Annotated in this window: 21 protein-coding genes; 13 read left to right on the top strand and 8 right to left on the bottom strand. The window is 34.2% G+C overall.

Annotation, left to right across the window (positions count from 1 at the left end; all coding sequences use genetic code 11):
* Positions 1-21: 21 nt before the first annotated feature.
* A complete protein-coding gene (locus tag BUA46_RS05220) occupies positions 22-969 on the top strand; it encodes a phosphoribosylaminoimidazolesuccinocarboxamide synthase (protein ID WP_026010007.1) in 948 nt (315 codons plus the stop codon).
* Between the two features lie 59 nt (positions 970-1028).
* On the opposite strand, the gene BUA46_RS05215 is transcribed toward BUA46_RS05220, so the two are convergent.
* The 5 genes from BUA46_RS05215 to BUA46_RS05195 form a co-directional block, all read right to left on the bottom strand.
* The gene (locus BUA46_RS05215) at positions 1029-1676 is read right to left on the bottom strand and encodes an HAD family hydrolase (protein WP_019387242.1); all 648 of its coding nucleotides are present in this window, start codon (positions 1674-1676) and stop codon (positions 1029-1031) included.
* A gap of 20 nt (positions 1677-1696) precedes the next feature.
* Positions 1697-2482, bottom strand: coding sequence for a carbonic anhydrase (locus tag BUA46_RS05210; RefSeq protein ID WP_019387241.1), 786 nt, complete (start codon positions 2480-2482; stop codon positions 1697-1699).
* A 106-nt stretch (positions 2483-2588) separates the two neighbouring features.
* Positions 2589-4958 carry a TonB-dependent receptor gene (locus tag BUA46_RS05205; RefSeq protein WP_019387240.1) on the bottom strand — a complete coding sequence of 790 codons (2370 nt, stop codon included), beginning with the start codon at positions 4956-4958 and terminating at the stop codon, positions 2589-2591.
* A gap of 51 nt (positions 4959-5009) precedes the next feature.
* Positions 5010-5372 carry a TfoX/Sxy family protein gene (locus BUA46_RS05200; protein WP_019387239.1) on the bottom strand — a complete coding sequence of 121 codons (363 nt, stop codon included), beginning with the start codon at positions 5370-5372 and terminating at the stop codon, positions 5010-5012.
* 3 nt (positions 5373-5375) lie between these two features.
* Complete coding sequence (locus tag BUA46_RS05195) at positions 5376-6467, bottom strand: heparan-alpha-glucosaminide N-acetyltransferase domain-containing protein (RefSeq protein WP_019387238.1); 1092 nt, start codon at positions 6465-6467, stop codon at positions 5376-5378.
* Positions 6468-6555: 88 nt separating this feature from the next.
* Between BUA46_RS05195 and BUA46_RS05190 the strand changes: the two genes are divergently transcribed.
* The 12 genes from BUA46_RS05190 (at position 6556) to BUA46_RS05130 (ending at position 21949) form a co-directional block, all read left to right on the top strand.
* A complete protein-coding gene (locus tag BUA46_RS05190; RefSeq protein WP_019387237.1) occupies positions 6556-7920 on the top strand; it encodes an alanine/glycine:cation symporter family protein in 1365 nt (454 codons plus the stop codon).
* 84 nt (positions 7921-8004) lie between these two features.
* The gene (locus BUA46_RS05185) at positions 8005-8424 is read left to right on the top strand and encodes a transposase-like zinc-binding domain-containing protein (RefSeq protein ID WP_019387236.1); all 420 of its coding nucleotides are present in this window, start codon (positions 8005-8007) and stop codon (positions 8422-8424) included.
* Positions 8425-8530: 106 nt separating this feature from the next.
* A complete protein-coding gene (locus BUA46_RS05180; protein WP_026010005.1) occupies positions 8531-9772 on the top strand; it encodes a hypothetical protein in 1242 nt (413 codons plus the stop codon).
* A 25-nt stretch (positions 9773-9797) separates the two neighbouring features.
* A complete protein-coding gene (locus BUA46_RS05175; RefSeq protein WP_019387234.1) occupies positions 9798-10058 on the top strand; it encodes a DUF4212 domain-containing protein in 261 nt (86 codons plus the stop codon).
* Between the two features lie 28 nt (positions 10059-10086).
* On the top strand, positions 10087-11853 hold the full coding sequence (locus BUA46_RS05170; RefSeq protein WP_019387233.1) for a sodium:solute symporter family protein: 1767 nt from the start codon (positions 10087-10089) through the stop codon (positions 11851-11853).
* Between the two features lie 126 nt (positions 11854-11979).
* Positions 11980-12174 carry a hypothetical protein gene (locus BUA46_RS05165; protein WP_072794731.1) on the top strand — a complete coding sequence of 65 codons (195 nt, stop codon included), beginning with the start codon at positions 11980-11982 and terminating at the stop codon, positions 12172-12174.
* Positions 12167-14857, top strand: a complete 2691-nt coding sequence (locus BUA46_RS05160) for a sensor histidine kinase (RefSeq protein WP_019387232.1) — start codon at positions 12167-12169, stop codon at positions 14855-14857. Before BUA46_RS05165 ends, BUA46_RS05160 begins: the two co-directional genes overlap by 8 nt.
* A gap of 16 nt (positions 14858-14873) precedes the next feature.
* Positions 14874-15239, top strand: coding sequence for a response regulator transcription factor (locus BUA46_RS05155; RefSeq protein WP_019387231.1), 366 nt, complete (start codon positions 14874-14876; stop codon positions 15237-15239).
* Between the two features lie 292 nt (positions 15240-15531).
* The gene (locus BUA46_RS05145) at positions 15532-17430 is read left to right on the top strand and encodes an acetate--CoA ligase (protein WP_019387229.1); all 1899 of its coding nucleotides are present in this window, start codon (positions 15532-15534) and stop codon (positions 17428-17430) included.
* Between the two features lie 11 nt (positions 17431-17441).
* Positions 17442-19349 (top strand): acetate--CoA ligase, encoded by a 1908-nt coding sequence (gene acs / locus BUA46_RS05140; RefSeq protein ID WP_019387228.1) that lies wholly within the window; start codon positions 17442-17444, stop codon positions 19347-19349.
* Between the two features lie 33 nt (positions 19350-19382).
* On the top strand, positions 19383-21482 hold the full coding sequence (locus BUA46_RS05135; RefSeq protein ID WP_019387227.1) for a prolyl oligopeptidase family serine peptidase: 2100 nt from the start codon (positions 19383-19385) through the stop codon (positions 21480-21482).
* 182 nt (positions 21483-21664) lie between these two features.
* Positions 21665-21949, top strand: a complete 285-nt coding sequence (locus BUA46_RS05130) for a DUF2188 domain-containing protein (protein ID WP_019387226.1) — start codon at positions 21665-21667, stop codon at positions 21947-21949.
* Between the two features lie 123 nt (positions 21950-22072).
* On the opposite strand, the gene BUA46_RS05125 is transcribed toward BUA46_RS05130, so the two are convergent.
* The 3 genes from BUA46_RS05125 to BUA46_RS05115 form a co-directional block, all read right to left on the bottom strand.
* Complete coding sequence (locus BUA46_RS05125) at positions 22073-22729, bottom strand: 3'-5' exonuclease (RefSeq protein WP_019387225.1); 657 nt, start codon at positions 22727-22729, stop codon at positions 22073-22075.
* Between the two features lies 1 nt (position 22730).
* The gene (locus BUA46_RS05120; RefSeq protein WP_019387224.1) at positions 22731-24632 is read right to left on the bottom strand and encodes a DUF294 nucleotidyltransferase-like domain-containing protein; all 1902 of its coding nucleotides are present in this window, start codon (positions 24630-24632) and stop codon (positions 22731-22733) included.
* 151 nt (positions 24633-24783) lie between these two features.
* Positions 24784-25398 carry a fumarylacetoacetate hydrolase family protein gene (locus tag BUA46_RS05115; protein ID WP_019387223.1) on the bottom strand — a complete coding sequence of 205 codons (615 nt, stop codon included), beginning with the start codon at positions 25396-25398 and terminating at the stop codon, positions 24784-24786.
* Positions 25399-25501: the final 103 nt, after the last annotated feature.

Genomic DNA, 25501 nt, shown 5'->3' with positions numbered 1-25501 from the left:
GCCAAAAGCAGTACTGTACTAATGAGTAACACTATAATCGACACCAATTTTAATTTTCCAGGACAAAAAAGCGTCTACAAAGGAAAAGTAAGAGAAGTATATAATATAAACGATCAAGAATTAATCATGATTGCCACAGACCGTCTTTCAGCGTTCGATGTGGTTATGCCAAAAGGCATTCCGTATAAAGGGCAAATACTCAATCAAATTGCTACTAAAATGATGGCAGCTACGCAAGATTTAGTGCCAAATTGGTTAACAGCAACACCAGACCCTAACGTAGCAGTAGGGCATTTGTGTGAGCCTTTTAAAGTAGAAATGGTTATTCGGGGGTACATGTCTGGACACGCTGCGCGAGAGTATAAAGCAGGAAAACGAATGCTTTGTGGTGTACCTATGCCAGAGGGTATGAAAGAAAACGATAAGTTTCCAGATCCTATCATCACACCTGCCACCAAAGCAGAAATGGGAGACCATGATGAAGATATTTCTCGTGAAGATATTCTAAAACGTGGTATCGTTTCAGAAGAAGATTATGTAATTCTAGAAGATTATACTAGAAAGTTATTTCAACGCGGGTCTGAAATTGCGGCGTCTCGTGGCTTAATTTTAGTCGATACCAAATATGAATTTGGAAAAACTAAAGAGGGTAAAATTGTTTTAATAGATGAAATTCATACACCAGATTCGTCGCGTTATTTTTATGCTGATGGTTACCAAGAGCGTCAAGATAAAGGCGAAGCACAAAAACAACTGTCTAAAGAGTTTGTTCGTCAATGGTTAATTGCTAATAACTTTCAAGGTTTAGAAGGGCAAACCGTTCCTTTTATGAGCGATGAGTATATTGAATCTGTTTCAGAACGCTATATTGAATTATACGAAAACATTACAGGAGAAACATTTGTTAAGGCAGATGTTAGTAACATCCAAAAGCGAATTGAAGCTAATGTTTTATCGTATTTAAAGTAGAAACATCTAGCTAGAATAAAAAAAAGACCTTGTGTAGACAAGGTCTTTTTAGTTTTCAATCATAATATCTTCATTAAATCCAAGGGGTGCTCTAGTATGTATTTAGCACCAGTATTTTTTAATTCGTCTTTGCTTCTAAATCCCCATAAAACACCAACAGCATACATATTAGCGTTAGTTGCCGTTTGCATGTCAATACCTGTATCGCCTATATAAATGATTTCTTCGGGTTTAATGTTTAAGTTTTTGCTTATCTCAATTGCCTTTATTGGATTTGGTTTTTTATGAGCTTCAAGACTTAATCCATGAATAGAATCAAAATAACCTGGAAATATATTTTGCACAATTTTCTTAGTAAACTCATCTGCTTTATTAGATAGAACACAAAGTTTTAATTGACGTGCTTTTAATTGATCAAGCAATTCGATGATACCTTCGTAAGGCTTTGTTTTATTGGTACATTGGCTGCGATAAACATGCATCATATCATCAAAACTCCTGTTAATTTGTGCTTCATCGCGCTGGTTTTCTGGTAAGGCTTTTACAACGAGACTTCTTATACCGCTGCCAATAAAATTCTCGTAAGCTTCGTAACTATGTGTTGGGTAATTGTAATTGCGAAGCACCTCATTCAACGAATCACCTAAATCTTCAATGGAGTTTACAAGTGTTCCATCTAAATCAAATATAACGGCTTTAAAATTCATAAGTATTAAAAAAGTAAGTCTTAATAATTTAGTTTTACAACCCTGTCATTCAAAGGTTGCTCATTTCGATAATTATTAATAGGCATATTATTTCTAAGCTTTAAAACTTCTTCAACCGATAAAATAATAGGCTCTTTAAATACAATCCAATTAACACCTTCAGTACATGGTGGTGTGGTTAATGAGCCACCATACGAGTAGTAATGTTTTTCTTCAAGAAATAGGCTCGATAAATCAATTTTTTGATGGATGTCTTTAACAGCGCCATTTTCAAGTGGTAAAAAACTCTCGAAAAATTCAAAAAGCTGACTTTCTTCGCCTTCTTCACCCAAAATACCTAAAACGGTAATACTTCCAGATTTACTAACATGCACCAGATGCATCTCTATGGGATATATAACACCGTTTATTTTATGTTCTGAGGGTTCGTGAAAATGGATTTGTTTTAAGTAAAATGTTTCGTTTTTATAGGTTATAGAATCGCCAGATTCAAAATCAAATTGAATGGAATGTCCGTTATTTTCAACCTTGCTAATAAGTGTTGTAGGTGTATATAAAATGTCTAATTTTCCTTTTGCGGGAATGGAGTCTGCATTGATATTAATGATGTTTATGGGTGATTGTTGCTTACCATCACAATCAGAGTTTTTTTCAATTTCTATCCAATGTTCAGGAGAAGTTTCACCAGAATAACTCCATTGGTGTTTGTGCTTACTATCGGCTGCTAGGGTTAATTTAGGCTCATGCTTACATGATACCAAAGCTAATAAAGTGGTGCAAATAATAAGACTAAGTTTCGTGTTCATAATTTAGTGTTTTGATAAAACTGAAGCTACAAAATTACTAATATCATGTACCTAAAAGCTTACATTTGTCATGTTTTGAAATTTTTTTACCAAATAGAGATTTTTTTCAGCGTCTTTGACCAGAAAACTGCATAGCCTCCCCTTTACCAAATCCATAACTAATACCAAATGTTACAAAACGCCCGCGTTGCCTGCTATTAAATAAATAGAAATCGGATTGAGATGTAATGGTTTCATTGATTCTTGTTGCAAAAACGTCGCGAATACTTAGGTTTAATATAACTTTTCCTTTGAGTATTTTTTTTCTCAATCCAAAATCTGCAAAATAATTTTCTGAAATATCATTTTGCAAGGTTTTAAATTTAGAATTATAATTTCCTGATATTTCTAAATCAAATTGCGAAGGTAGTTTGAACTTGGTAGTTAGACTGGACGACCATTGATTGCCTTTAAAATCGAAATTCGTTGCTTCAAATACACCTTTTCTAGTAAAATAATTAATATTAAAATCACCATTAAAGGAGAACCAATCAGTTGGTGCGTATTTTCCGTTGGCCTCGAAACCTGTTGTGGAATTTGTACCCACATTTTCTGGCCTTGATGTACTAACATTATTCTCGAAAGTTGAAATACGATCTACAACATCAATAGTGTATCTGTTGTACAAACTAAAATTTAAGGATGCTTTGCCTATTTTATGGATGCTTGTAATTTCATAAGAATCTGTGTATTCTGGCTGCAAATCGGGGTTTCCGGTGGAAATATTAAAGTTGTTTCGGATGTTTGAAAACGGATTTAATTCTCGTAAACCTGGTCTTTTAATACGTTTTGAGTACCCAGCTTGTATGGAAAAGTTATCGCTAATTTTATATGAAGAATGTATACTAGGGAATAGGTTACTGTAGTTGTTACCGTTACTTTCGTTGGTGGTTTCTAGTAAGGTGCTTAAATCGGTATGTTCAAATCTAAGTCCGAGTTTAAGCCCCCAAATATCACCTTCGTAAGCTGCCGTAGTATAAATACCAAGTACTTTTTGATCAAAATCAAACACATTAGTTAAATCTGGGTTATTTACCCAAATACCATTTTCTAAATTGCTCACCGCAAAATCATTAGAAACACTATTTATAACATATTGCGAGCCAGTTTCAATGGTATATTTCTCTAAAAACGGGTGGGTATAATCCAATTTAAAAGTATAATCTTCTAACTTATAATCGGTTCTTGTTTTTTGTTGAAAATCATCGTCATCTCCCATAATAACAGTGTTTTCAAAATCTGAAAATTGATCTTTACGAAAAGAACTGCCTAAAGCACTAAATAGCAAGTTTTGGTCTTCATGTCTTTTAAAGTTCTTCTTGTATTGTAGTTCATATCGAAGTTTCGGGTTGTCTGCTTCTGTAACTTCATCTCTTATCCAGCTGTTGGTGGTTGCATTAGAAGCATCGGTTTCAGTAAAATTTGTATTCGAATATTGGTCTTCAAATTCATAGGCGTAAGAACCTGATAGTGTAATCACATTTCTATCGTTAATATGATAATCGGTACCAATCAATATGTTGGCAAACTTTTCATCAAATTCACTCTCGCCAATACTTCTAATGGTCGTATTATTTATCAAATCTTGATTGATTGATTTACGCTCGTCAGGGAAGGTGCGAATACCAAAACCTAATTGACTAAAAAGGTTAAACTTTTCAGTTCTTTTATTAACACTAAGTCCAAAACTATTGCTATTTGGGACGCCAAAATTTAAGGTTGCCGAACCATTTATACCTCGTTTTTCAGACTTTTTAATGATGATGTTGATGATTCCAGAAGTCCCTTCAGCATCATATTTGGCCGATGGATTGGTAATAACTTCTACTTGTTCAATCATATCTGCAGTAATGCTTCCAAGTGCGTTACCATCGGCACTGGCTAAAACAGATGGTTTCCCGTTAATGAGAATTTGTACACCCTGACTACCTCTTAAACTAATTTCACCTTCAATATTTACATTTACCGAAGGGATGCTGTTAAGCACTTCTAAAGAACTAGCGCCTGTAGAACTCAAATCTAACCCGACATTAAACACACGTTTATCAAGTTTGAATTCGGTTTGAGATTTTTCAGCACGAACCACTATTTCATCTAAAGCTTGACTGTCTTCAGATAGAATTATGGTATTTAAATCGATAGTGTTTTTAATAATTTCAAATTCAGAAATCGTTTTGGATTTAAAACCCATAAAGCTGACTTCTATTAAAAAATTGGTTTCGTTGGTTTTGAGTTGAAATGTACCGTCTTGACCAGAAATAGTGCCAGTTAGGGGTTGATTTGAGTTTTTATTTAAAATTGAAATTGTAGCGTACTCTATAGGTAGATTATTGTTGCTTTCTAATACTTTTCCTTTTATAAGAATTGGTGCATTTTGGGCTGATATACAACCGAATGTGAATACTAATAGGAATGTTAAAATAAATTTATGAGACATGTGTAGATGTGGTACAAGTGTTTTACTACAAATATAAGTTTAAAAGCTAAATTATTTTTTCTTTTTGCTTGATTTTGCAAGAGGGTTGAATTTTAAACACAAATCTAACCAATATGATAAATCTTGTTCGTTTTCAAAACCATCTGGTGTTACGAAAATGTAGCCTTTCATGGGTCTTCCAGTTAAATCCATAGGCAAACATTCTGGTTTTTTTAATTCGGCTTGATAAACCATTTCGCCTATTCTTGCCATAAGCAAACTATCGCCATATTTTTTATCGATATGGATGCCGCAAAGCATTTTATCGTCCACCTTAAAGCATAAACCACCCATCATTTTTAATTCAGAAAAAATAATGTGTTTATCTTTTAATTGACGCCTAATTCGGTCTGCTAAAAATTCATCATAAGCCATAAGTTAGTTTTTAAATTTGTCTACCATTTTACGGATCAAATTATAAACAAAATGGTTGGTTTTTGCATAATGAAATGAGATAAAGCAAACCACTATCATAAACAATAGGGCTCCTAAAATGGCAGTTTCAGGTTCTAATGATTGTTTTAAATATCGCTTTAAACCATAGCCTGTAAAACTTCCATAAAGCAATATAAAATGTATCACATAAATAGATAAAGTTTTTTCGCCTATTCTTGCAATAATGGAGTGTTTTAAAAATTGTTCTACCATGTAAAAAACACCAAATAGTATTAAAACATTGCCTAATCTGGAAAATAGATAATTGTAGTTCGCACTCATTTTAAAAAGTTCAATATTGGTAATGTTGTAAAGTCCGATTAAAAACCAAGACGAGTAAAGCATTAAGAAGATTCCAACAATAAAGAATGTAAAAATAGTAATGAGTTTAAATCGTTCACGATGCACGTGCCTAAAGAAAACAGTAGATATGAATGCCCCAAATGCTGAATATCCAAACCAAGGTAATATTGTAAAAACAGATCCGTTGGACGTTGTCATGTAATTTGCGATTACATTGGGAATATGATTTAAATTGATGTTGCGATAAAGTGGCTCGGTTACAAAGCAAATGCAACCAATTGTAAATAATATAACTGAGAAAAGGTAGCTATATTTTTTAAGAATGATATGTAAAACCACTAAAAATATTAAGGATAACCCGATGCATTGTAAAACATCAATAACTAAAAAATAAGAATTAAAATAGCCTGATAACCAATGAAATATATTAACACGTAGGCTGTATCCAATGGCAAGTAAAAGCACCCCTCTAAATAAGCCTTTTTTTATTCTTGGTTTATCATCACCTTTAGCGTAGGCGCGAAGCAATAAATAGGTAAAGACCAAACCTGAAATAGTAAAAAAGGTTGGCGCAGTAATGCCTCTGAAATAAGACCAAATGGTAAACGCAATGTCAGACTTGTCTTTATAAACAGGGGCTAACAAGGTGTCTATAAAATGACCTTGGAGCATCATTAAAATAGCAAATGCCCTAACAGCATCTATAAAATATAAGCGACTAGATTGAGCCATAAGTTGGTTTACAAGGATAAATATACTTTTAAATAATTAAAGTAGAACGTTTGTAAAGTGATATATTTATAAAATACTTATAGCTTTTATGGAGCAAATTATAAAGACTTTTTCTGATTATGCCTGGGGATTACCGTTGGTGATTTTATTAATAGGAGGTGGATGTTATCTGCTAATTTTATCAAAGTTTTTGCCTTTTAGATACTTAGGGCATGCCATTCAAGTTTTAAGAGGAAAATATGACGATCCAAATGATCCTGGGCAAATTTCTCATTTTAAAGCCTTAACCACAGCCTTATCCTCAACCATTGGTATGGGTAATATTGCAGGAGTGGCAGTCGCAATTTCTGTAGGAGGTCCAGGAGCCATGTTTTGGATGTGGGTAAGCGCTATTGTGGGGATGTCTACAAAGTTTTTTACCTGTAGTTTAGCTGTGATGTATCGTGGTAAAGATAGTGCTGGAGAAATTCAAGGTGGTCCTATGTATTTCATTATCGAAGGCTTAGGAAAGTCATGGAAACCACTGGCAATCATGTTTAGTCTATTTGGAATGATTGGTGCTTTACCAGTTGTAAACGTTAATCAATTAACGCAGGCATTTAACGATATAGTTTTAACTCCAAACGGGGTTGAAGTAGGTTTAAAATCTAATCTCATTTTAGCTTTTGTATTGGTGTCTTTAACGTCGGTTATTATTTTAGGTGGGTTAAATCGAATTAGTCATGCCGCTTCTAAAATGGTGCCTTCCATGGTGCTATTGTATTTTGTTTTAGTGCTTTATATTTTAATTTCGAATTATAGTGTCGTTCCAAAGTATTTTATATTGATGTTTACAGATGCATTTTCGGCAAATTATTATGAAGGCAATGCATTTATGGGCGGTGTTCTAGGGGCGTTAATTTTATTAGGAATTAGAAGAGGTGCATTTTCTAACGAAGCGGGAATTGGAACGGCTCCTATGGCGCATGGGGCTGCAAAAACCGATGAACCAGTACGTGAAGGTTTAGTCGCCATGTTAGGTCCGGCAATTGATACATTAATTGTTTGCACTTTAACCGCTTTAGCTATTTTAGTTACTGGAGTCTGGGAAACTACAAGCGATAATGGGGTGAGTTTAACAGCTTCGGCTTTCAATCATACTATGCCTGTTTATGGTAAATATATGCTAATGATTTGTGTGTTTATTTTCAGTATATCATCGCTATTTTCTTATGCTTACTATGGCGCTAAATGTCTTTCGTTTATAGTAGGGGCTGATAAAAAACATTACTATAACTACATTTATATTCTCAGTATTATTCTGGCAGCGACTACACCGTTTAGTGTCATGCTCAATTTAATTGATGGTGTTTTTGCGTTAATGGCTATACCGACCATGGTTGCTACCCTCATATTGGCGCCAAAAGTTGTAAAAGAATCTAAAAGTTACTTCAAAAGGTTAAAAGAGTTCTAGAAAATCAATAATTTTTTTATATTAAATCTCTTTCATTTTGTTTAATTGTTGCTAAATTGATATATTTATGCTAAAATAGTATATATGAAAGTTGATTTATGTCCTAATTGCGGATCAGACCATTATATAAAAAGCGGTGTTGTTAATAATAGGCAGCGTTATAAATGTAAAAAATGCAGCTACTTTTTTACTGTTAACAAGATTGGAAAGAAGATTGATGATTATTACGTTAACAAATCACTACAGCTGTATTTAGAGGGTTTGTCTTATCGTGAGATAGAACGCATTTTAGGTATTTCGCATGTAAGTATTATGAATTGGGTTAAGAAATATAATATTAAGAGGCCTTATAATTCAAATTACCACCCAACCTATAAAATATTAAATGCTCCAGAACTAGCGAATTACTTCAGTAAAGTTGAAAATGTTAAAGGTGCTGGCGTTGTAGTTACCGAGCTAGGGGATAAGTTTATGCTCATAAAATGGGAGCGTTTTAAAGATTAATATATTAATTTAACATAAAAATATAGTGCTTTTCAGTTAACGAATTGTTTTTTAGAGTTTAGTAGTGCACACAAAACCAATTAATTACTAACTAAACCATTAAACAATGAAAAAAAAATCGTTTTTACTTCTTTTAGTATTAATGCTGATGGTCCCTTTTTTAGGAAGTAGTCAGGAAGAAACACAGGAAGTAGATCACTCTTACAAACCTATGCAAATTAGGCTAAATGAAGATGGTAGTAAATATTTACGATTTATTACTTGGCATCAAATGTGGTTACAAGCTGGAAGTGAACAAAAAGGATTGAGACATTCAATTAGAAGATCTCGTGTTCTAGCTTTTGCACAAATTTCTCCTAAATTTTTAATTCTTACACATTTCGGACTTAATAGTCTTGGTGCTGGTAACCTAACAGCAAACCCTAATTCTCAAACAGCAAACAACAGAAGTTTACTTTTTTTACATGATGCTTGGGCAGAATTTGCATTAGAACCGGGTAAATTACATGTCGGTACTGGTTTACATTACTGGAATGGTATTTCTAGACTATCTAACCAAAGTACTTTAAACATGATGACGCTGGATAATGCCGGTTCTGGTAATGCCGATGGGAGACTCTTTCCTTGGAATAATATCACAACAAGCGACCAATTTGCTCGTCATTTAGGAGTTTATGCCAAAGGGTCTTTGGGTAATTTTAGTTATAGAGTTGCTGCTAACAATGCAAGAACGAATATAGGTTCGTTGGGTGCTACACCTTCTTTTCAAGTGAACAACGTTGATGGAGCTGGACTTTGGAATTTTGCTGGATATTTTAAATACGACCTTTTTGATAAAGAATCAGATAAACTTCCCTATCTAGTTGGAACGTATTTAGGGAAAAAGAAAGTATTTAGTATTGGTGCTGGTTTCTTCCATCATCCTGATGCATTAGCTGTTGGCGATCTTGAAACTAGAGAATCTGTAACACATTTTGCGATGGATGCTTTTTATGACGCACCTTTAAATGATGATTTAGCAATAAACGCATTAGGAGCTTATTATAATTACAAGTATGGAGATACCGACGGATTTAACTCTGGCGGATTAGTGCCGTCTTCTGGAAGTATTTTATATGGACAAGTAGGGATATTATTTAGAAAAGCTAAGCTTATGCCTTATCTGTCTTACAATTCTCAAAATCTAGATTTTACGCCGGATAATAGTAACGAATTGGGTATAGGTCTTAACTATTTTATTAATGGACATTTTGCCAAAATTACGGCGGAATACACCACTGGTTCAAAAGGAGCAATAGGTGCTGAATCTACGAACATTTTTAGACTTCAAACACATATTTTTCTATAATCAACTAATCTAACTAAAAAACAATATGTCAGAAAAACAAAAACACGCTACGGCGTACTGGAAAGAAAACCTGAAGTATTTAATAATACTGCTTTCTATATGGTTTATAGTGTCTTATGGATGCGGAATTTTATTCAGAGAAGCATTAAATGAAATTAGACTTGGTGGCTTTAAACTAGGCTTCTGGTTTGCGCAACAAGGATCTATTTATGTATTCGTAATTCTCATTTTCGTTTACGTACGATTAATGAACAAATTAGATAAAAAATACGGTTTCGACGAGTAACCCTAACTAAACTTAAAAACAAAATATTATGAGTGTACAAACTTGGACTTGGTTATTAGTAGGGATTACTTTTGCCTTATATTTCGGAATTGCAATTTGGGCTAGAGCTGGCTCAACAAAAGATTTTTATGTTGCTGGTGGGGGCGTTTCTCCCTTAGCAAATGGTATGGCTACAGCAGCCGACTGGATGAGTGCTGCGTCATTTATTAGTATGGCAGGAATCATTTCCTTTGCTGGTTATGATGGTTCTGTTTACCTCATGGGATGGACCGGTGGATACGTACTTCTTGCCTTACTCCTAGCACCGTATTTGCGTAAATTTGGAAAGTTCACGGTGCCAGATTTTATTGGCGATAGATACTATTCAAACACAGCAAGAACAGTAGCAGTAATTTGTGCGTTAATCGTTTCATTCACATACGTTGCAGGACAAATGAGAGGTGTTGGTATTGTATTTTCACAATTTCTACAAGTAGATATTAATTTAGGAGTAATTATTGGAATGGCAGTAGTGTTGACGTTTGCTCTTTTAGGAGGAATGAAAGGTATCACATACACCCAAGTAGCACAATACTGTGTTTTAATCTTTGCTTTTATGGTGCCTGCTTTTTTCATCTCTATGCAAATGACAGGTAACATTATTCCTCAAATTGGAATGGGTGGCAAAGTTGAAGGTGGTGCTTTTCTTTTAGATAAATTAGATACGTTACATACAGAATTAGGATTTAATGAGTATACAAGCGGAACAAAATCAACTTGGGATGTTTTTGCAATTACTTTAGCATTAATGACGGGTACAGCAGGATTACCACATGTAATTGTGCGTTTCTTTACAGTGCCTAAAGTGAAAGATGCCCGTAAATCGGCGGGATTAGCTTTGTTATTTATAGCTATTTTATATACAACGGCACCTGCAATTGCAGTATTTTCTAGAACTAATTTAATTGAAACTGTAAGTAATAAATCTTATGCTGATATTCCAGAATGGTTCAAAAATTGGGAGAACACGGGTTTAATAGCTTGGGCTGATAAAAATGGAGATGGCAAAATTCAATATGTGGCTGGTGGTGCTTTAGATGGTAAAAAACCAGTTTATACGGATGCTAGAGGAGCATACGGTGAGCGTTTAATCTCGAATGCAAACACAGCTGAAAACGAATTGTATGTAGATAGAGATATCATGGTATTGGCAAATCCTGAAATTGCCAACCTTCCTAATTGGGTGATTGCTTTAGTTGCAGCAGGTGGACTTGCAGCGGCTTTATCAACAGCAGCGGGATTATTACTGGTGATTTCGACATCTATTTCTCACGATTTAATTAAAAAACAATTAAAACCAGACATTTCGGATAAAGGTGAATTAACTGCAGCAAGAATTTCAATTTTTGTGGCAATTTTAATAGCAGGGTACTTCGGTATTAATCCGCCAGGGTTTGTGGCAGCGGTAGTTGCCTTAGCATTCGGATTAGCCGCAGCATCATTTTTTCCAGCGATTATTTTAGGAATTTTTGATAAACGCATGAATAGTCAAGGTGCTATTTGGGGAATGGTTGTAGGTATTATACTTATGTTGTTTTACATGATGAAATTTAAACTAAACATGTTCGGTGGTGGCACAAGCGCAGATTGGTGGTTTGGTACGTCTCCAGAAGGATTCGGTACTATCGCTATGTGTGTCAATATAGTGATATCGTTAGTGGTATCTCGAATAACAGCAGCTCCACCTCAAGATGTACAAGATATGGTAGAGAGCATTAGAATACCTTCAGGAGCAGGTGAAGCTTCTAGTCATTAAATGATTGTTCGTTATAGAACATAATTTTAATTAGTTAGTTAGAAAATCAGCATTACTATTTTGTAATGCTGATTTCTTATATTTATCAAAATAAGTTATCGCAGTAGTCAAAAACATTTATTTTATATGAAAAAGCGCCATGAACAAAAGCTAGTTGTCTTATCTATAGCGTTGTTTCTTATTTTTAATATTCCTTTTGTACTTATTTTTAATTTGGAAGGTGCCATTTTTGGCATCCCAACATTTTACTTTTCAGTCTTTTCCATTTGGTTATTGTCTATTGTAATCTCCTATATCGTTCTAAAGAAGTATTATGAATAATTATGCATTAATTATAATAATCATAATTTACCTCGCAGTGTTATTTTACATTGCATTTCTTGCTGAAAAAAATCGACGAAGCAAATGGGTAAATAACCCTTATGTTTACACCTTATCCTTAGCAGTTTATTGTACAGCTTGGACCTATTACGGGAGTGTTGGTATTGCGGCCAATACAGGTATTAACTTTTTACCTATTTATCTGGGGCCTGTAATTGCGGCACCACTGTGGATTGTTCTGCTTAGGAAAATTATTAGAATTTCAAAACAACATAAAATATCATCCATCGCAGATTTTATATCGTTACGCTACGGAAATAGTCGGATTCTAGGAGCTTTTGTAACGCTTATTTGTTTGTTTGGAACCATTCCGTATATATCCTTACAGCTGAAAGCAGTTTCTGAAACTTTCGAAATCATGTCAGATGAAACGAGTTATATTTCAACTGCGATTATAGACGATTCTACATTTTATGTTGCTCTCTTGTTAGCCATATTTGCAACTTTCTTTGGAACACAAAGTACGGATGCCTCAGAAAAACACAAAGGTATTATTGTATCGGTTGCTTTTGAGTCGGTATTAAAATTGGTATTTTTTTTAATTATAGGAGGTTATATAACTTTTTATCTGTTTGATGGCACTACTGATATTTATAACAAAATGTCTGTAACTGAAAATTTTAAACAATTAACTTCACTAAGTAGTGTTGAAAGTGGTTTTAATTGGTTTTTTATGATTGCGCTATCTTTTATGGCTATCTTTTTATTACCTCGACAATTTCAAGTTTCAGTTCTAGAAAATAGTAGAGAAAAGCATTTAAAAAAGGCTATTTGGTTGTTTCCTTTGTATTTATTGCTGTTTAATTTTTTCGTCATCTTTATTGCCTGGGCAGGAAAGCTTACATTTGGTGGAACACAAAACGCCGAGTATTATACTTTGCTATTGCCTTTAGAATATGGGAATTCCTTTTTGGCAACACTTGTTTTTTTGGGAGGTTTTTCGGCAGTAATTTCAATGGTAATTGTTTCAACCTTAGCGTTATCAACAATGGTGAGTAATAACTTAATTATTCCTTATGGCTTTCTAGATAAATTCATTCAAAATCAACCAGAGCGTAATTCTAAATACATTAAAAATATTCGTCGTATTTCCATTTTTACCATTATTATATCTGCCTATTTCTTTTACGTATCGTTTTCAAAAGAGTTGTCCTTATATTCAATTGGCCTTATTTCATTCGTCATCATTTCACAGTTAGGTCCTTCGTTTTTCATTGGTTTATTTTGGAATCGTGGTTCGTCAAAAGCTGCAATACTTGGTATGATTGTAGGATTAAGTGTGGTTATATACACTTTAGTTTTACCGTTTACGCTGCAAGCTTATACGGGTAATGATGATTTTATTCAATACGGATTAAACGGCATTAGAGCATTAAAACCTTACGCTTTATTTGGTATTGATTTTTTGAGTCCGCCGGCCCATGCTTTTTTCTGGAGTATGTCTCTTAATATTCTTACTTATCTCACCATTTCCTTGGTTATAAAAGGTAACTACAGAGAACGTAATTATGCCGAAATGTTTGTAGACAGCAGAAACTTCGTTACACTCCAAGATAGCGCATTGGTATGGAAAGGTGAAGCTTATGTTGCCGATATAAAAAATGTATTGGTGCGTTTTTTAGGTGAAAAAAGAGCCACTCGTGCTTTAAATATTTTCTTTAAAAAGTATAACCTACCAGCAAATACACAGCTAGCAGATGCACGATTGATTAATTTTTCTGAAAAACTATTAACTGGAAGCATTGGTTCTGCCTCAGCTAAAATATTAATTGCTAGTGTGGTTAAAGAAGAACAAATTAGTTTAGTTGAAGTGTTGAAGATTTTGGAAGAATCAAAAGAGAATATTGTTAGTAATAAGGTTTTGTTAGAAAAGTCGAATGAGTTAACCCAATTATCCGCCAAACTTAAAGATGCTAATCAAGAACTCATTTCGAAAGACAAACAAAAAGATGAATTTTTAGACACTGTGGCACATGAGCTAAAAACACCAATTACAGGAATTCGGGCAGCCACTGAATTATTGATGGATGAAGAGGATGATATGCCAAAAGAAATGAAAGCACAATTCTTAAAAAATATTCTTCAAGATTCCGATAGGTTAGGACGTTTAATAAACAATATTTTAGATTTTGAAAAACTTGAAACAGGTCGTTTAAATTTAGATTTAGGATATAACGATATTCAAAAAACCATAGTAAAAGCCATAAGTAGTATTTCGCAAATTGCTGCTAAAAAGGAAGTTCAGATAGTCAATAAAAACGTTCATACTTTTAAAACAAATTACGACGAAGACAGGATCTTGCAAGTGTTAACTAATTTGCTATCCAACGCCATAAAGTTTTGCGAGCCAAAAAAAGGAAAAATTACTGTTGATTATAAGTTGGGGAATGAGTATGTTGAAATCTCTGTATCCGACAATGGTAAAGGGATTCCGGAAGAAGACCATGATTTTATTTTCGATAAATTTTATCAATCGCAACACCAAAATACCATCAAGCCACAGGGTAGTGGATTGGGTTTAGCAATCACTAAACAAATTGTTGAGAAACATCAAGGTAAAATTTGGGCAAAAAAAGGCATAAAAAAGGGCGCAATGCTTGTTTTTACGATACCTTTTAAGTAAATTGTAATCGGAAAGTATGAAGAAGAAAATTTTAATTGTAGACGACGAACCAAATATCGTAATGTCGTTAGAATATACCTTCAAAAAACAAGACTTTGAAGTGTTTATTGCAAGAGATGGAAGTGAGGCATTAGAGATATTAAAACATCAAACACCAAATGTCGTGTTGTTAGATATTATGATGCCTAATGTAGATGGTTATCAGACTTTAACTCACATAAAAAATACGGACAGTTTAAAAGATACTAAAGTGGTTTTTTTAACTGCAAAAAATAAAGCTTCAGATATTGAAAAGGGTTTAAAACTTGGAGCGGATAAATATTTAACCAAACCTTTTTCAGTAAAAAAAATAGTTTCAGAAATATTGGAGCTATTAGCTTAAAGATAGTCTTTATTGCTATTAAATATTGGTTTTGTGTGCAAACAAACAATGTTTAATTAAAGATTAAAGACATGAAATTTCGCATCAACCCGTTAACGTCAGATATTTTAATTAGTATCTACGTTCTTGCTACCCTTTATTTAAGGTTTAAATTCGAAAGTGAAACTTATACAAGTCCTATGCTATCTATAGTTATGGGGGTTTGTTTTGTGCTTATTATTTGGGTGCTTATAAAACTCAAAGTACTAAATCCAAATTGGTTTGGACTACTAAATTCTAAAAAACAGTAGTCATGAATTACCAAGAATTTTATCAAAATAGCTTAAAGCATCCTGAACAATTCTGGAGCCAACAAGCCCAAGAATTAGAATGGTTTAAATCGCCTAAAATCATCCTGTCTAAAGACAAACATGATTATTTTCAATGGTTTGAAGACGGTCAATTAAACTTGAGTTATTTATGCATTGACAAACATATTAAAGACGGTTTTGGCGAGCAAGATGCCATCATTTACGATTCACCAGTTACCAATGCAAAAAAGCATATAAGCTTCAATCAATTACACTTTGAAGTTTCAAAACTAGCGGGCGGATTACAAAGTTTAGGTCTCGAGAGAGGAGACACTTGTATCATTTATATGCCCATGATTCCGCAAGCCATTTATGCCATGTTAGCATGTGTTAGAATTGGGGTGATTCACTCTGTAGTTTTTGGTGGTTTTGCACCTCACGAATTGGCTATTCGTATTGACGATTGCAAACCGAAAGCTATTATTACGGCATCAAATGGAATTGAAATAGAGAAGATTATTCCTTACAAACCATTTGTTGATGAAGCTATAACCAAAGCAGAGAACAAACCTGAACATGTGGTTGTTTTTGATAGACAATTAGGAGTTGAAATTCCTAAGAAAAACTACGATATCGATTATAAATCTTTGGTTGAAAACTCACCATCTGTCGACGCTGTTTCAGTGGAATCCATTCACCCTTCATACATTTTATATACTTCTGGAACTACAGGAACGCCCAAAGGCATTATAAGAGATACAGGCGGTTATGCGACAGCCTTAAAATTCTCAATGAAATATGTTTATGGTGTTGATGAAGGCGATACCTTTTGGGCAGCTAGCGATGTGGGTTGGGTTGTAGGACATAGTTATATAGTTTATGGCCCATTACTCAACCGAAATACAACCATTTTATTTGAAGGGAAACCCATTAGAACACCTGATGCATCCACGTTCTGGCGTGTTATTAGTGAGCATAATGTTAAAGTGATGTTCACGGCACCAACAGCCATACGTGCCATTAAAAAAGAAGACCCAACAGGGCACATGATAAAGCGATTCGATATGTCTTGCTTGAAATATCAGTTTTTAGCGGGCGAACGTTGCGATGTAGCAACCTTAAACTGGACCCACGAAAAACTTAATGTTCCTGTAATTGATCATTGGTGGCAAACCGAAAGCGGATGGCCTATGCTAGCAAATATGGTAGGCGTTGAATTGCAAGAGGTAAAACCAGGCTCTGCAAGTTTTCCTGTATGTGGTTACGACATCAAGATATTAAACGAAGCAGGCGAAGAAGTAGAAGCAAGTGTAGAAGGTTATGTTGCTGTGAAATTACCATTGCCTCCAGGAACATTATCAAATCTTTGGGGAAACCCAAAGCGTTTTAAATCGGGATATTTAGAGCGTTTTCCTGGGTATTATTTCTCGGGTGATGGCGGCTATAAAGATGAAGATGACTATGTGTTTATCACAGGACGTGTTGACGATATTATTAATGTCGCAGGTCATCGTTTATCAACTGCCGAAATGGAAGAAATTGTGGCTTCAAACAAAGTGGTTGCTGAGTGTGCTGTTTTTGGAGTGCATTGTGAAATTAAAGGGCAAAAACCTCTCGGTTTAATTGTGCTTAAATCAAATGTTGATTCAGATAATAGTCAAATTCAGAAGGAAATTATTAAAGATGTTCGTAATGAAATTGGTGCAGTAGCTTCTTTTAAAGATGTTTTAATTGTTAACCGATTACCAAAAACACGAAGTGGAAAAATTCTTCGTAAATTACTGCGAAATATTGCAGACGAACGGCAGTATAACATCCCATCAACTATTGATGACGTTGCTATTATTAATGAAATTGAAGCTGTTTATAAAATTAACAATATAGGAATACATAAAAATTAAAAAATACTAAAATGAGTAATTATCACATAAAGCATTTAGAAGAATACTACCAAGTCTATAGAAAATCAGTCAGAAATCCAGAAACCTTTTGGGAAGAAATAGCAGAAGAGCATTTCATGTGGCGTAAAAAATGGGATAACGTATTAAGTTGGGATTTTACCAAGCCAGAAGTGAAATGGTTTGAAGGTGCCAAATTAAACATTACCGAGAACTGTATCGACAGACATTTATACACCAGAGGAGATAAAACAGCTATTATTTTTGAACCGAATAGCCCTGAAGAAAAAGCGCAACACATTAGCTACCGAGAACTTCACGAAAAGGTATGTCGCTTTGCGAATGTGCTAAAAAACAATGGTGTTGGAAAAGGGGACCGTGTATGTATTTATCTGCCTATGATTCCAGAATTAGCAGTTTCTGTATTGGCATGTGCCCGCATTGGTGCTATCCATTCGGTAGTTTTTGCAGGTTTCTCATCAACGGCTTTAGCAACTAGAATTAACGATTGTGATTGTAAAATGGTAATAACAAGTGATGGGTCTTATAGAGGTTCAAAAACCATCGATTTAAAAGGTATTGTTGATGATGCTTTGGAAGATTGCCCTGGTGTTGATACCGTATTGGTTGCCAAACGTATCAATTCAGAAATTAATATGAAAGCAGATCGCGATAAATGGCTACAACCTTTATTAGACGAAGCGCATCACGATTGCGAACCAGAAATCATGGATGCAGAAGACCCTCTTTTTATACTTTACACCTCAGGTTCAACAGGAAAGCCAAAAGGCATGGTGCATAGTACTGCCGGTTATATGGTATATACCGCTTATACATTTAAAAATGTGTTTCAGTATAGAGAGCAAGATGTGTATTGGTGTACAGCCGATATTGGTTGGATTACAGGACATAGTTATATCGTTTACGGACCATTATGTAATGGGGCTACTACTGTAATGTTTGAAGGTGTTCCAAGTTACCCTGATTTCGGTCGTTTCTGGGAAATTGTAGCAAAGCATAAAGTCAATCAATTTTATACCGCACCCACAGCAATACGTGCATTGGCTAAAGAAGGTGTTGAGCATTTAGAAAAACACGATTTATCGTCATTGAAAGTTTTAGGTACTGTTGGTGAACCTATTAACGAAGAAGCGTGGCACTGGTATGATGATAACGTAGGAAAGAAAAAATCCCCAATTGTAGATACGTGGTGGCAAACCGAAACAGGAGGCATCATGATAACGCCTATTGCCTTCGCAACACCAACAAAACCTACCTACGCTACTTTGCCATTTATTGGTGTTCAACCGGCTTTAATGGATGAACACGGACAAGAGATTAAGGGGAATCAAGTAGATGGTAGATTGTGTATAAAATTCCCGTGGCCTAGTATGGCACGAACCATCTGGGGCAATCATCAGCGTTATAAAGACACCTATTTTTCAGCATACGAAAACAAGTATTTTACAGGAGATGGAGCCTTGCGTGATGAAGTAGGTTACTACAGAATAACAGGTAGAGTAGATGATGTTATTATCGTATCTGGTCACAATTTAGGAACTGCTCCAATTGAAGATGCTATTAACGAGCACCCAGCAGTTGCAGAAAGTGCTATTGTTGGCTTCCCACACGATATAAAAGGAAATGCCTTGTATGGTTATGTTACTTTGAAAGAAACAGGAGAAAGTCGTGATCATAACAATCTTCGTAAGGAGATTAATCAAATCATTACAGAACAAATTGGGCCTATTGCTAAACTGGACAAAATACAGTTTACCAACGGATTACCAAAAACACGTTCAGGTAAAATTATGCGTCGTATCTTGAGAAAAATTGCAAGTAACGAAACCAGTAATTTAGGCGATACCAGTACGCTATTAAATCCAGAAGTAGTTCAGGAAATTATGGATAATGTTTTGTAATTTAACGGTTCGTAAGCATATAATAAATAATTAATGAAGTTTATCATTGTACTTTTGTTGGTGCTTGTTCAAGTAAAACATTCGTCAGCTCAAATCGAATATCCTATATCTTATGAAAAACCCGTGGTGAGTAATTACCACGGGTTTGATATAGTTGATGAATATATATGGTTAGAAACACAAGAAAACGAATCAGTAGTTGATTGGATTGAAAGTCAGAATAAAATATCAGAGAAATATTTAAAACGGCAAGTGGCGCAACACCATACAGACGAATACATGAATAAGTATTTGTACAGTTCTTTCGGTGACTTCGACGGTAAACTTAAGCGAAATATAGATGACGATTATTTTTTTAGTTATTTCATAACTAGTGGCAGTACAACACCGTCTTTATTTTATAAAAAAGGTGTGCATTCAAGATATTATATGCTAGTAAATTCAACATCAATTTCAAGAAAGGATAAAATTGACATTGATTACTATAAAATTTCTAAAAATAATACATGGCTAGCTTATAAATATAATAGAAACGGTAGTGATTGGCATGAAATAAGAGTTGTGAAAATCGATAAGAAAAGGCATTACCTTAATGTATTAAAACACACATTGAACTCTGGAATATACTGGTGGAATGATGGGTTCTTCTATAAAAAATATCCTTTTGATTCAATTAACGCTACCTACAAAAAGCCAACAATTATGTATCATAAAGTTGATACAAAACAAGAGGATGACCAAATCATGTTTAAATCTTATAGTGATGATGAGGATATTTCAGTTGTAGGAACTAAAGATGAAAGTTTTTATATGGTAAAAAGAGAAAATACCAAAACTGAAATTTATAATTATTATTTATTTAACCCTTTAAGAGAAAACATAAAACTTGGATTTAGTCCTTTTTTAATAAATACGAAATACGATCTTAATTTTTATAAAGCAACAGATTCATTGTTATATGCTACAACAGAGATTAATGATAAACAACAACTTATTTCTATTGATAAAGAAGAACCTACCAAGTTTAAATTAATATCTCCAAGTTATGATAACTATGAATTACAAAATTATGAGTTTTTAGAAGACTTTATTGTGGCTTCATACCATAGCTTCAATGGTTCCTTTTTGGTGAAATTTGATTATCAAGGCAAGGTCTTAAACGAATGTGTATTGCCTAAAGGTTTATCGGTAACAGATATGTATTATAGTAATAACTATGAAGCATTCTTCTTTTATTTATCATCCTACACAATACCTGAAGTTAGGTATAGATTAAATTTAGAAACTTTTAAGTATGAATTAGTAAGTGAAACCAATGTAAATTTCGATTTCAAAAATTATAAATTCAAACAAGATTATTATACCTCAAGCGATGGTACAAAAGTGCCTATTTTTATTGTGTATAAGGATTCTTTAAAACAGGATAAATCAACGCCATTTCTTCTTAAAACTTATGGTGGCTATGGTAAAACAAATATTCCTAGCTACAATCCTGGAATTATATATTTTATAGAAAATGGTGGAGCTTTTGCTTATACGCACATAAGAGGAAGTGGGGGTTTTGGAAAGAAATGGGTTACTGATGGACAGCGTTTAAATAAGAAAAACGGAATCGCCGATTTTATATCAGCCGCTGAGTATTTAATTGAAAACAACTATACAGCACCAAAAAAAATAGCAATTACAGGAGCTTCACATGGTGGTCTTATCACAGGCGCTGCATTAACTCAAAGACCAGATTTATTTGGAAGTGCCGTTATAAATGTGGGGGCATTAGATATGATTCGTTTTGAAAACTTCACTATAGGATCAGCAGTAACTAATATTCAAGAATTTGGTAGCACCAAAAATTTAGCAGATTTTAATAATATATTGTCGTATTCTCCATATCATAATATTAACAACACGATAAATTATCCGCCTACATTATTGGTAACAGGTACGGATGATAACCGTGTGCCGCCATTTCATTCCTATAAGTTTGCAGCCAAATTGCAGAATGTGCCTTCTCAAAAAAATCCAATTTTGTTATGGGCAAAAGATAAAACAGGACATTCCGGTGCCAATACAAGAAGTGTTCAAATAAAGGAATACAATTATATTTATAGTTTTCTGTTTCATCAACTTAAATAAGTCGCTTAAAAGTCGATGCATAATAAATTTCGATAGTTAATCAGGATCATTAGTTATCAAGACTTTGGTTAAAGATTAAAAATAGATTTAGTAGCAATTATAGATCTTTTTAAATCATATAATTTTGGTGTTTAATATCATTTTATTAAAAAATACTATCTTCGAATCGCAAATGTTAGCTCATGACAAAATCAAGCAACTCAACATCTTGGATTCAAATTTTAAAGGAACTTGTAGAAGCTTATTTTAAAAGCTCAAACAAGAAATCTAGAACATGGCATCAACACGTTGTGCCCTACGAAGAAGGTTGGGCAGTGCGTCGCGAGGGCAACAAACGCATTACCTCAAAACACAGAAAGCAAAGTACAGCCATAAACAAAGCGAAAACCATTGCTAAACGACGTAAGGCAGATGTAATTATTCATCGCGCTAGTGGCGGCATTCGCGAACGTATCAACTACGATTAAAATAATAAATAAAATCTAGTTTAACCACTAGTATCACCAAAGTTTAGTTCCTGTTGGACTGTATCCCTCAAGGCAATGGCTTTGGTGTTTTTAGTTTTGAGCTTAAGTTGTGCACGTCATTTTTCAAAACCAACCATTAAAATCAAAAAAATAACGCAATTTCAAACCCTTTTTCTTTTTTCGCAATAAGGAAGCAATTTTTACGAAAAGTAGTGCCGTGATATAAGCGTCACCTGAAGACGTATGGCGGTCGTGTTTAGTAATTTTAAAAAGGTCGCTTAATTCGTCTAAACCGTAATTTTTTTGGTCTTTTACGTACTTTGTTTTTTTGTAAAGTTCGCCAGTATCAATCACTTTATTTTTCAGTTTTGGTAAGTTCATTCGTTTTAACGAGGCGTTAATCATCGCCACATCAAATGCGGCATGATGCGCCACAATAACAGCATTTCCCAGATAATTTAAAAAAGATTCAATAGCTTGACGCTCTTCAATCTTTGAGATATGCCCTTCTTTTAATAAACCATGAATTTTAACGGTTTCTGTATTAAAAGTGTCTTGATTTAAATAACATTCAAAAGTATCAGCTACATGAATCTGGAATTTAGTAACGCCAACAGCGCCTATAGATAGAATTCTATCACTTATAACATCCAAACCTGTGGTTTCGGTATCAAAAACTACAAATCGTACCGACTCTACATCTTTTGATTTATGTTTAAACGTGTCGAGATATCTATTGTAAAATTCTGGAAAGTCTGTATGATTCTTAAACCATCTCATATTACATTAACTGTGAAAGTTGAAATCGTACACGCAAAACCTCCTGAATCTCTTTAATTGGCTTAAAACAACTTTTTAGTTTCAACCTTTCAGCCTTACTCAAATGGTTTACGTCTATAAACCTTCCAGAATCGTTATGTTTTAAACCTTGTTGGGTTCGAAATCGCAGTAAAATATTAAAGGCATTAGCACAGGCTTCATAAGTGTCTTTGTTTTGCTGTTCTAAATCTGCTAGTTTTTGGTAACGCTCTAAAGTGCTATTGGTATGTTTTATGTTTTTGGAGAGCGTCAATACGCGGGCTGCATCAACTAAAGGCATGATGGCTCTAGCTTTAATATCAAATTGGTTTTTATGTTCACCAGAATCTTCAACTAAAAAATTTCTAAAAAAGCTTAAAGGTGGTGGGTTTTTCAGTGCATTTCGAGCCATAAAATTTAAAAAGATTTCGTACTGCTCTATAGCTTCAAAGATGCTTTTAGACATATCATCAACCAAGTGTTGATTTCCATAAACGTTATCAAAATCAAAAAAGATATTACACAGCATCATTTTATCTTCATCAGGTCGTGTTATCCAATCTTCAAACTGCTGTTTCCATTCGGTAACCGATAAACACCATTTAGGGTTGCTTCCCATCATATTGGCAGGACATAATTCAAACCCAACAGTGTTTAGTTTATCGTTAATGGCTTTAGCGAGTTTTAAAAAATAATGTTTTACATCATTACTATTTTTAACATCTTCGTAAACTAGAGCATTGTCTTGATCGGTGAGTAACAATTGCTCTTTTCTCCCTTGACTACCCAATGCTAACCACGCGAAGGTAGCTGGCGGTATCGTGCTCATTTCAGCTATACTCAAATCGATAATGCGTTTGGTAATAGCTTCATTAATGGCCGAAATAACATTGGTAATAAACGCTATAGGAATATGTTGTTCTATGTAATTCGCTAATAAGTTATGCGCCTTTTCTCGAATCTCTTGCAAGCGCTTAGCGCTTGTAGCATGTTTTATTTCTTTAATTAAAACCGAAGGGTTATTACCATGAATCACAATAATATCATGTTCAGATAAAATACCAATCAGTTCAGAATCTACAGTACCATCTTGCGTAATACATAAATGCGATATACTGTGTTTTAGCATCGCAATTTGGGCTTCTGCAACCGTAATTTTAGGTGGAAAAGTAATGACTGGCGAAGACATAATGGTTTCCACAGCTTCGTCTATTGTATGTATTCCGGTGGCTATCTTATAGCGCAAATCTTTATCTGTAATAATACCAACAGGTTTCTTTTGTTGTGTAATAACTATCGAGCCTACTTTGTTTTCACTCATTATCAAAGCAGCTTCTTTTATGCTAATTTTGGCTTTACAGGTTATGGGGTTTTTAGAAAACGAAGCCGATTGTACCTCGGTAAAATTCGAACTGCTTTTTTGAGCTTGAGTGTCATAAGCAAAAAGGGCCCCTTTATCGGTTTCAGCATACGGATTTCGTGTATTGGTCGCAAAACTTGTTATCAAAAACTGGTTCGCCTCGTTGTTGTTAATAATGATGTTTTCTAATAATTTAGAAGATACTGCATAAATAATGCTTTCTTCCAAAGCTTTGGCGTCAAGCATGTAATTGTCTTTTCTGATAAGTGCTCTAAGTCCAAAAATATCGCCTTCATCACATTGGTCAACTAGATTATCATCATGGTAAATACCAACAGCACCATCTTTTACCACATAAAAACAATCGTTTATGGCGTTGTTTTGCCTAAAAATATAGGCATCTTTTTCAAAATGCAAAACAATCACTTCTTTAGATATCGCAAAGAGTTCCTCGGTATTTAAAGTATCAAAAGGCGGGAAGTGCTTTAAAAAATCAAGAATGCGTTCTGCAATGGTGTTCTTCATCTTACTAAAATATAGAAAATTAGCAGGAAAATATCTAAAATCAGCTATCTATTTGGTAAATAGATATAGCTAACAAAAAAAGCCCAGATACTTTAGCTAACACTAAAACACCTAGACTTTCTAATTATAAAAGTTCTTGGCTTAAATGACCTTATATCAATTTAAAATCCAAAAGCAATTCGCCTTCAATAAAAGCTTGTAGGTGGTCGCCCTTTACGTTAAGACCTACTCCACTTGCCGGTGTTCCTGTAAAAATCATATCTCCAGGTTCTAAGGTCATAAATTTCGAAACATAGGCTATAATTTCAACAAAATTATAAATCATATAATCGGTATTGCCAACTTGCTTTTGTTCACCATTAATGGTCAAGCTAAAATTAATATTATTCAAGTCTGGAAAGTTCGCAACTGGCTTAAATCCGTTTATTGGAGACGCACCATCAAACCCTTTAGCTAAAGCCCAAGGCCCTTTATTCGCTCTGCTCGCTGCCAAAACATCTTTTGCAGTATAATCAATGCCAATACCAATCTCACTAATGTAAGATGCTGCATCAGCCTCAGTAATATTTTTACCTCTTTTACCTATTTTTGCAACAAGTTCAACCTCGTAAGCTAACTCATTTGTAATAGCAGGAAACTCAATGTCTTTGTTACCTGTAACTATTGTGCTTTCTGCTTTTATAAAAATAAGTTGTGCCCCAGTTTTAAGTGCAGCAATCTCACTTTTATCATCTACATAATTCTTACCAATACCAATTAATTTCATGTGTTTGTTTTGTTTTTATGGTTCATTTTTCAAGCCCTAAAAGTAGTAAATACCAGAAATTTAAATATGATAATTGTCAAGTTTTTTTGGGCATTACCGCGCT

This window comes from Algibacter luteus, assembly GCF_900141715.1.
GTDB lineage: Bacteria > Bacteroidota > Bacteroidia > Flavobacteriales > Flavobacteriaceae > Arenitalea > Arenitalea lutea.
The sequence above is the reverse complement of the archived record's forward strand: the minus strand, read 5'-3'. Positions and strand labels throughout refer to the sequence as shown.

Coding starts and splice junctions, on each gene's coding strand:
- BUA46_RS05220 (WP_026010007.1), top strand. CDS start 22: ATGAGTAACACTATAATCGACACCAATTTTAATTTTCCAGGACAAAAA.
- BUA46_RS05215 (WP_019387242.1), bottom strand. CDS start 1,676: ATGAATTTTAAAGCCGTTATATTTGATTTAGATGGAACACTTGTAAAC.
- BUA46_RS05210 (WP_019387241.1), bottom strand. CDS start 2,482: ATGAACACGAAACTTAGTCTTATTATTTGCACCACTTTATTAGCTTTG.
- BUA46_RS05205 (WP_019387240.1), bottom strand. CDS start 4,958: ATGTCTCATAAATTTATTTTAACATTCCTATTAGTATTCACATTCGGT.
- BUA46_RS05200 (WP_019387239.1), bottom strand. CDS start 5,372: ATGGCTTATGATGAATTTTTAGCAGACCGAATTAGGCGTCAATTAAAA.
- BUA46_RS05195 (WP_019387238.1), bottom strand. CDS start 6,467: ATGGCTCAATCTAGTCGCTTATATTTTATAGATGCTGTTAGGGCATTT.
- BUA46_RS05190 (WP_019387237.1), top strand. CDS start 6,556: ATGGAGCAAATTATAAAGACTTTTTCTGATTATGCCTGGGGATTACCG.
- BUA46_RS05185 (WP_019387236.1), top strand. CDS start 8,005: ATGAAAGTTGATTTATGTCCTAATTGCGGATCAGACCATTATATAAAA.
- BUA46_RS05180 (WP_026010005.1), top strand. CDS start 8,531: ATGAAAAAAAAATCGTTTTTACTTCTTTTAGTATTAATGCTGATGGTC.
- BUA46_RS05175 (WP_019387234.1), top strand. CDS start 9,798: ATGTCAGAAAAACAAAAACACGCTACGGCGTACTGGAAAGAAAACCTG.
- BUA46_RS05170 (WP_019387233.1), top strand. CDS start 10,087: ATGAGTGTACAAACTTGGACTTGGTTATTAGTAGGGATTACTTTTGCC.
- BUA46_RS05165 (WP_072794731.1), top strand. CDS start 11,980: ATGAAAAAGCGCCATGAACAAAAGCTAGTTGTCTTATCTATAGCGTTG.
- BUA46_RS05160 (WP_019387232.1), top strand. CDS start 12,167: ATGAATAATTATGCATTAATTATAATAATCATAATTTACCTCGCAGTG.
- BUA46_RS05155 (WP_019387231.1), top strand. CDS start 14,874: ATGAAGAAGAAAATTTTAATTGTAGACGACGAACCAAATATCGTAATG.
- BUA46_RS05145 (WP_019387229.1), top strand. CDS start 15,532: ATGAATTACCAAGAATTTTATCAAAATAGCTTAAAGCATCCTGAACAA.
- acs (WP_019387228.1), top strand. CDS start 17,442: ATGAGTAATTATCACATAAAGCATTTAGAAGAATACTACCAAGTCTAT.
- BUA46_RS05135 (WP_019387227.1), top strand. CDS start 19,383: ATGAAGTTTATCATTGTACTTTTGTTGGTGCTTGTTCAAGTAAAACAT.
- BUA46_RS05130 (WP_019387226.1), top strand. CDS start 21,665: ATGACAAAATCAAGCAACTCAACATCTTGGATTCAAATTTTAAAGGAA.
- BUA46_RS05125 (WP_019387225.1), bottom strand. CDS start 22,729: ATGAGATGGTTTAAGAATCATACAGACTTTCCAGAATTTTACAATAGA.
- BUA46_RS05120 (WP_019387224.1), bottom strand. CDS start 24,632: ATGAAGAACACCATTGCAGAACGCATTCTTGATTTTTTAAAGCACTTC.
- BUA46_RS05115 (WP_019387223.1), bottom strand. CDS start 25,398: ATGAAATTAATTGGTATTGGTAAGAATTATGTAGATGATAAAAGTGAG.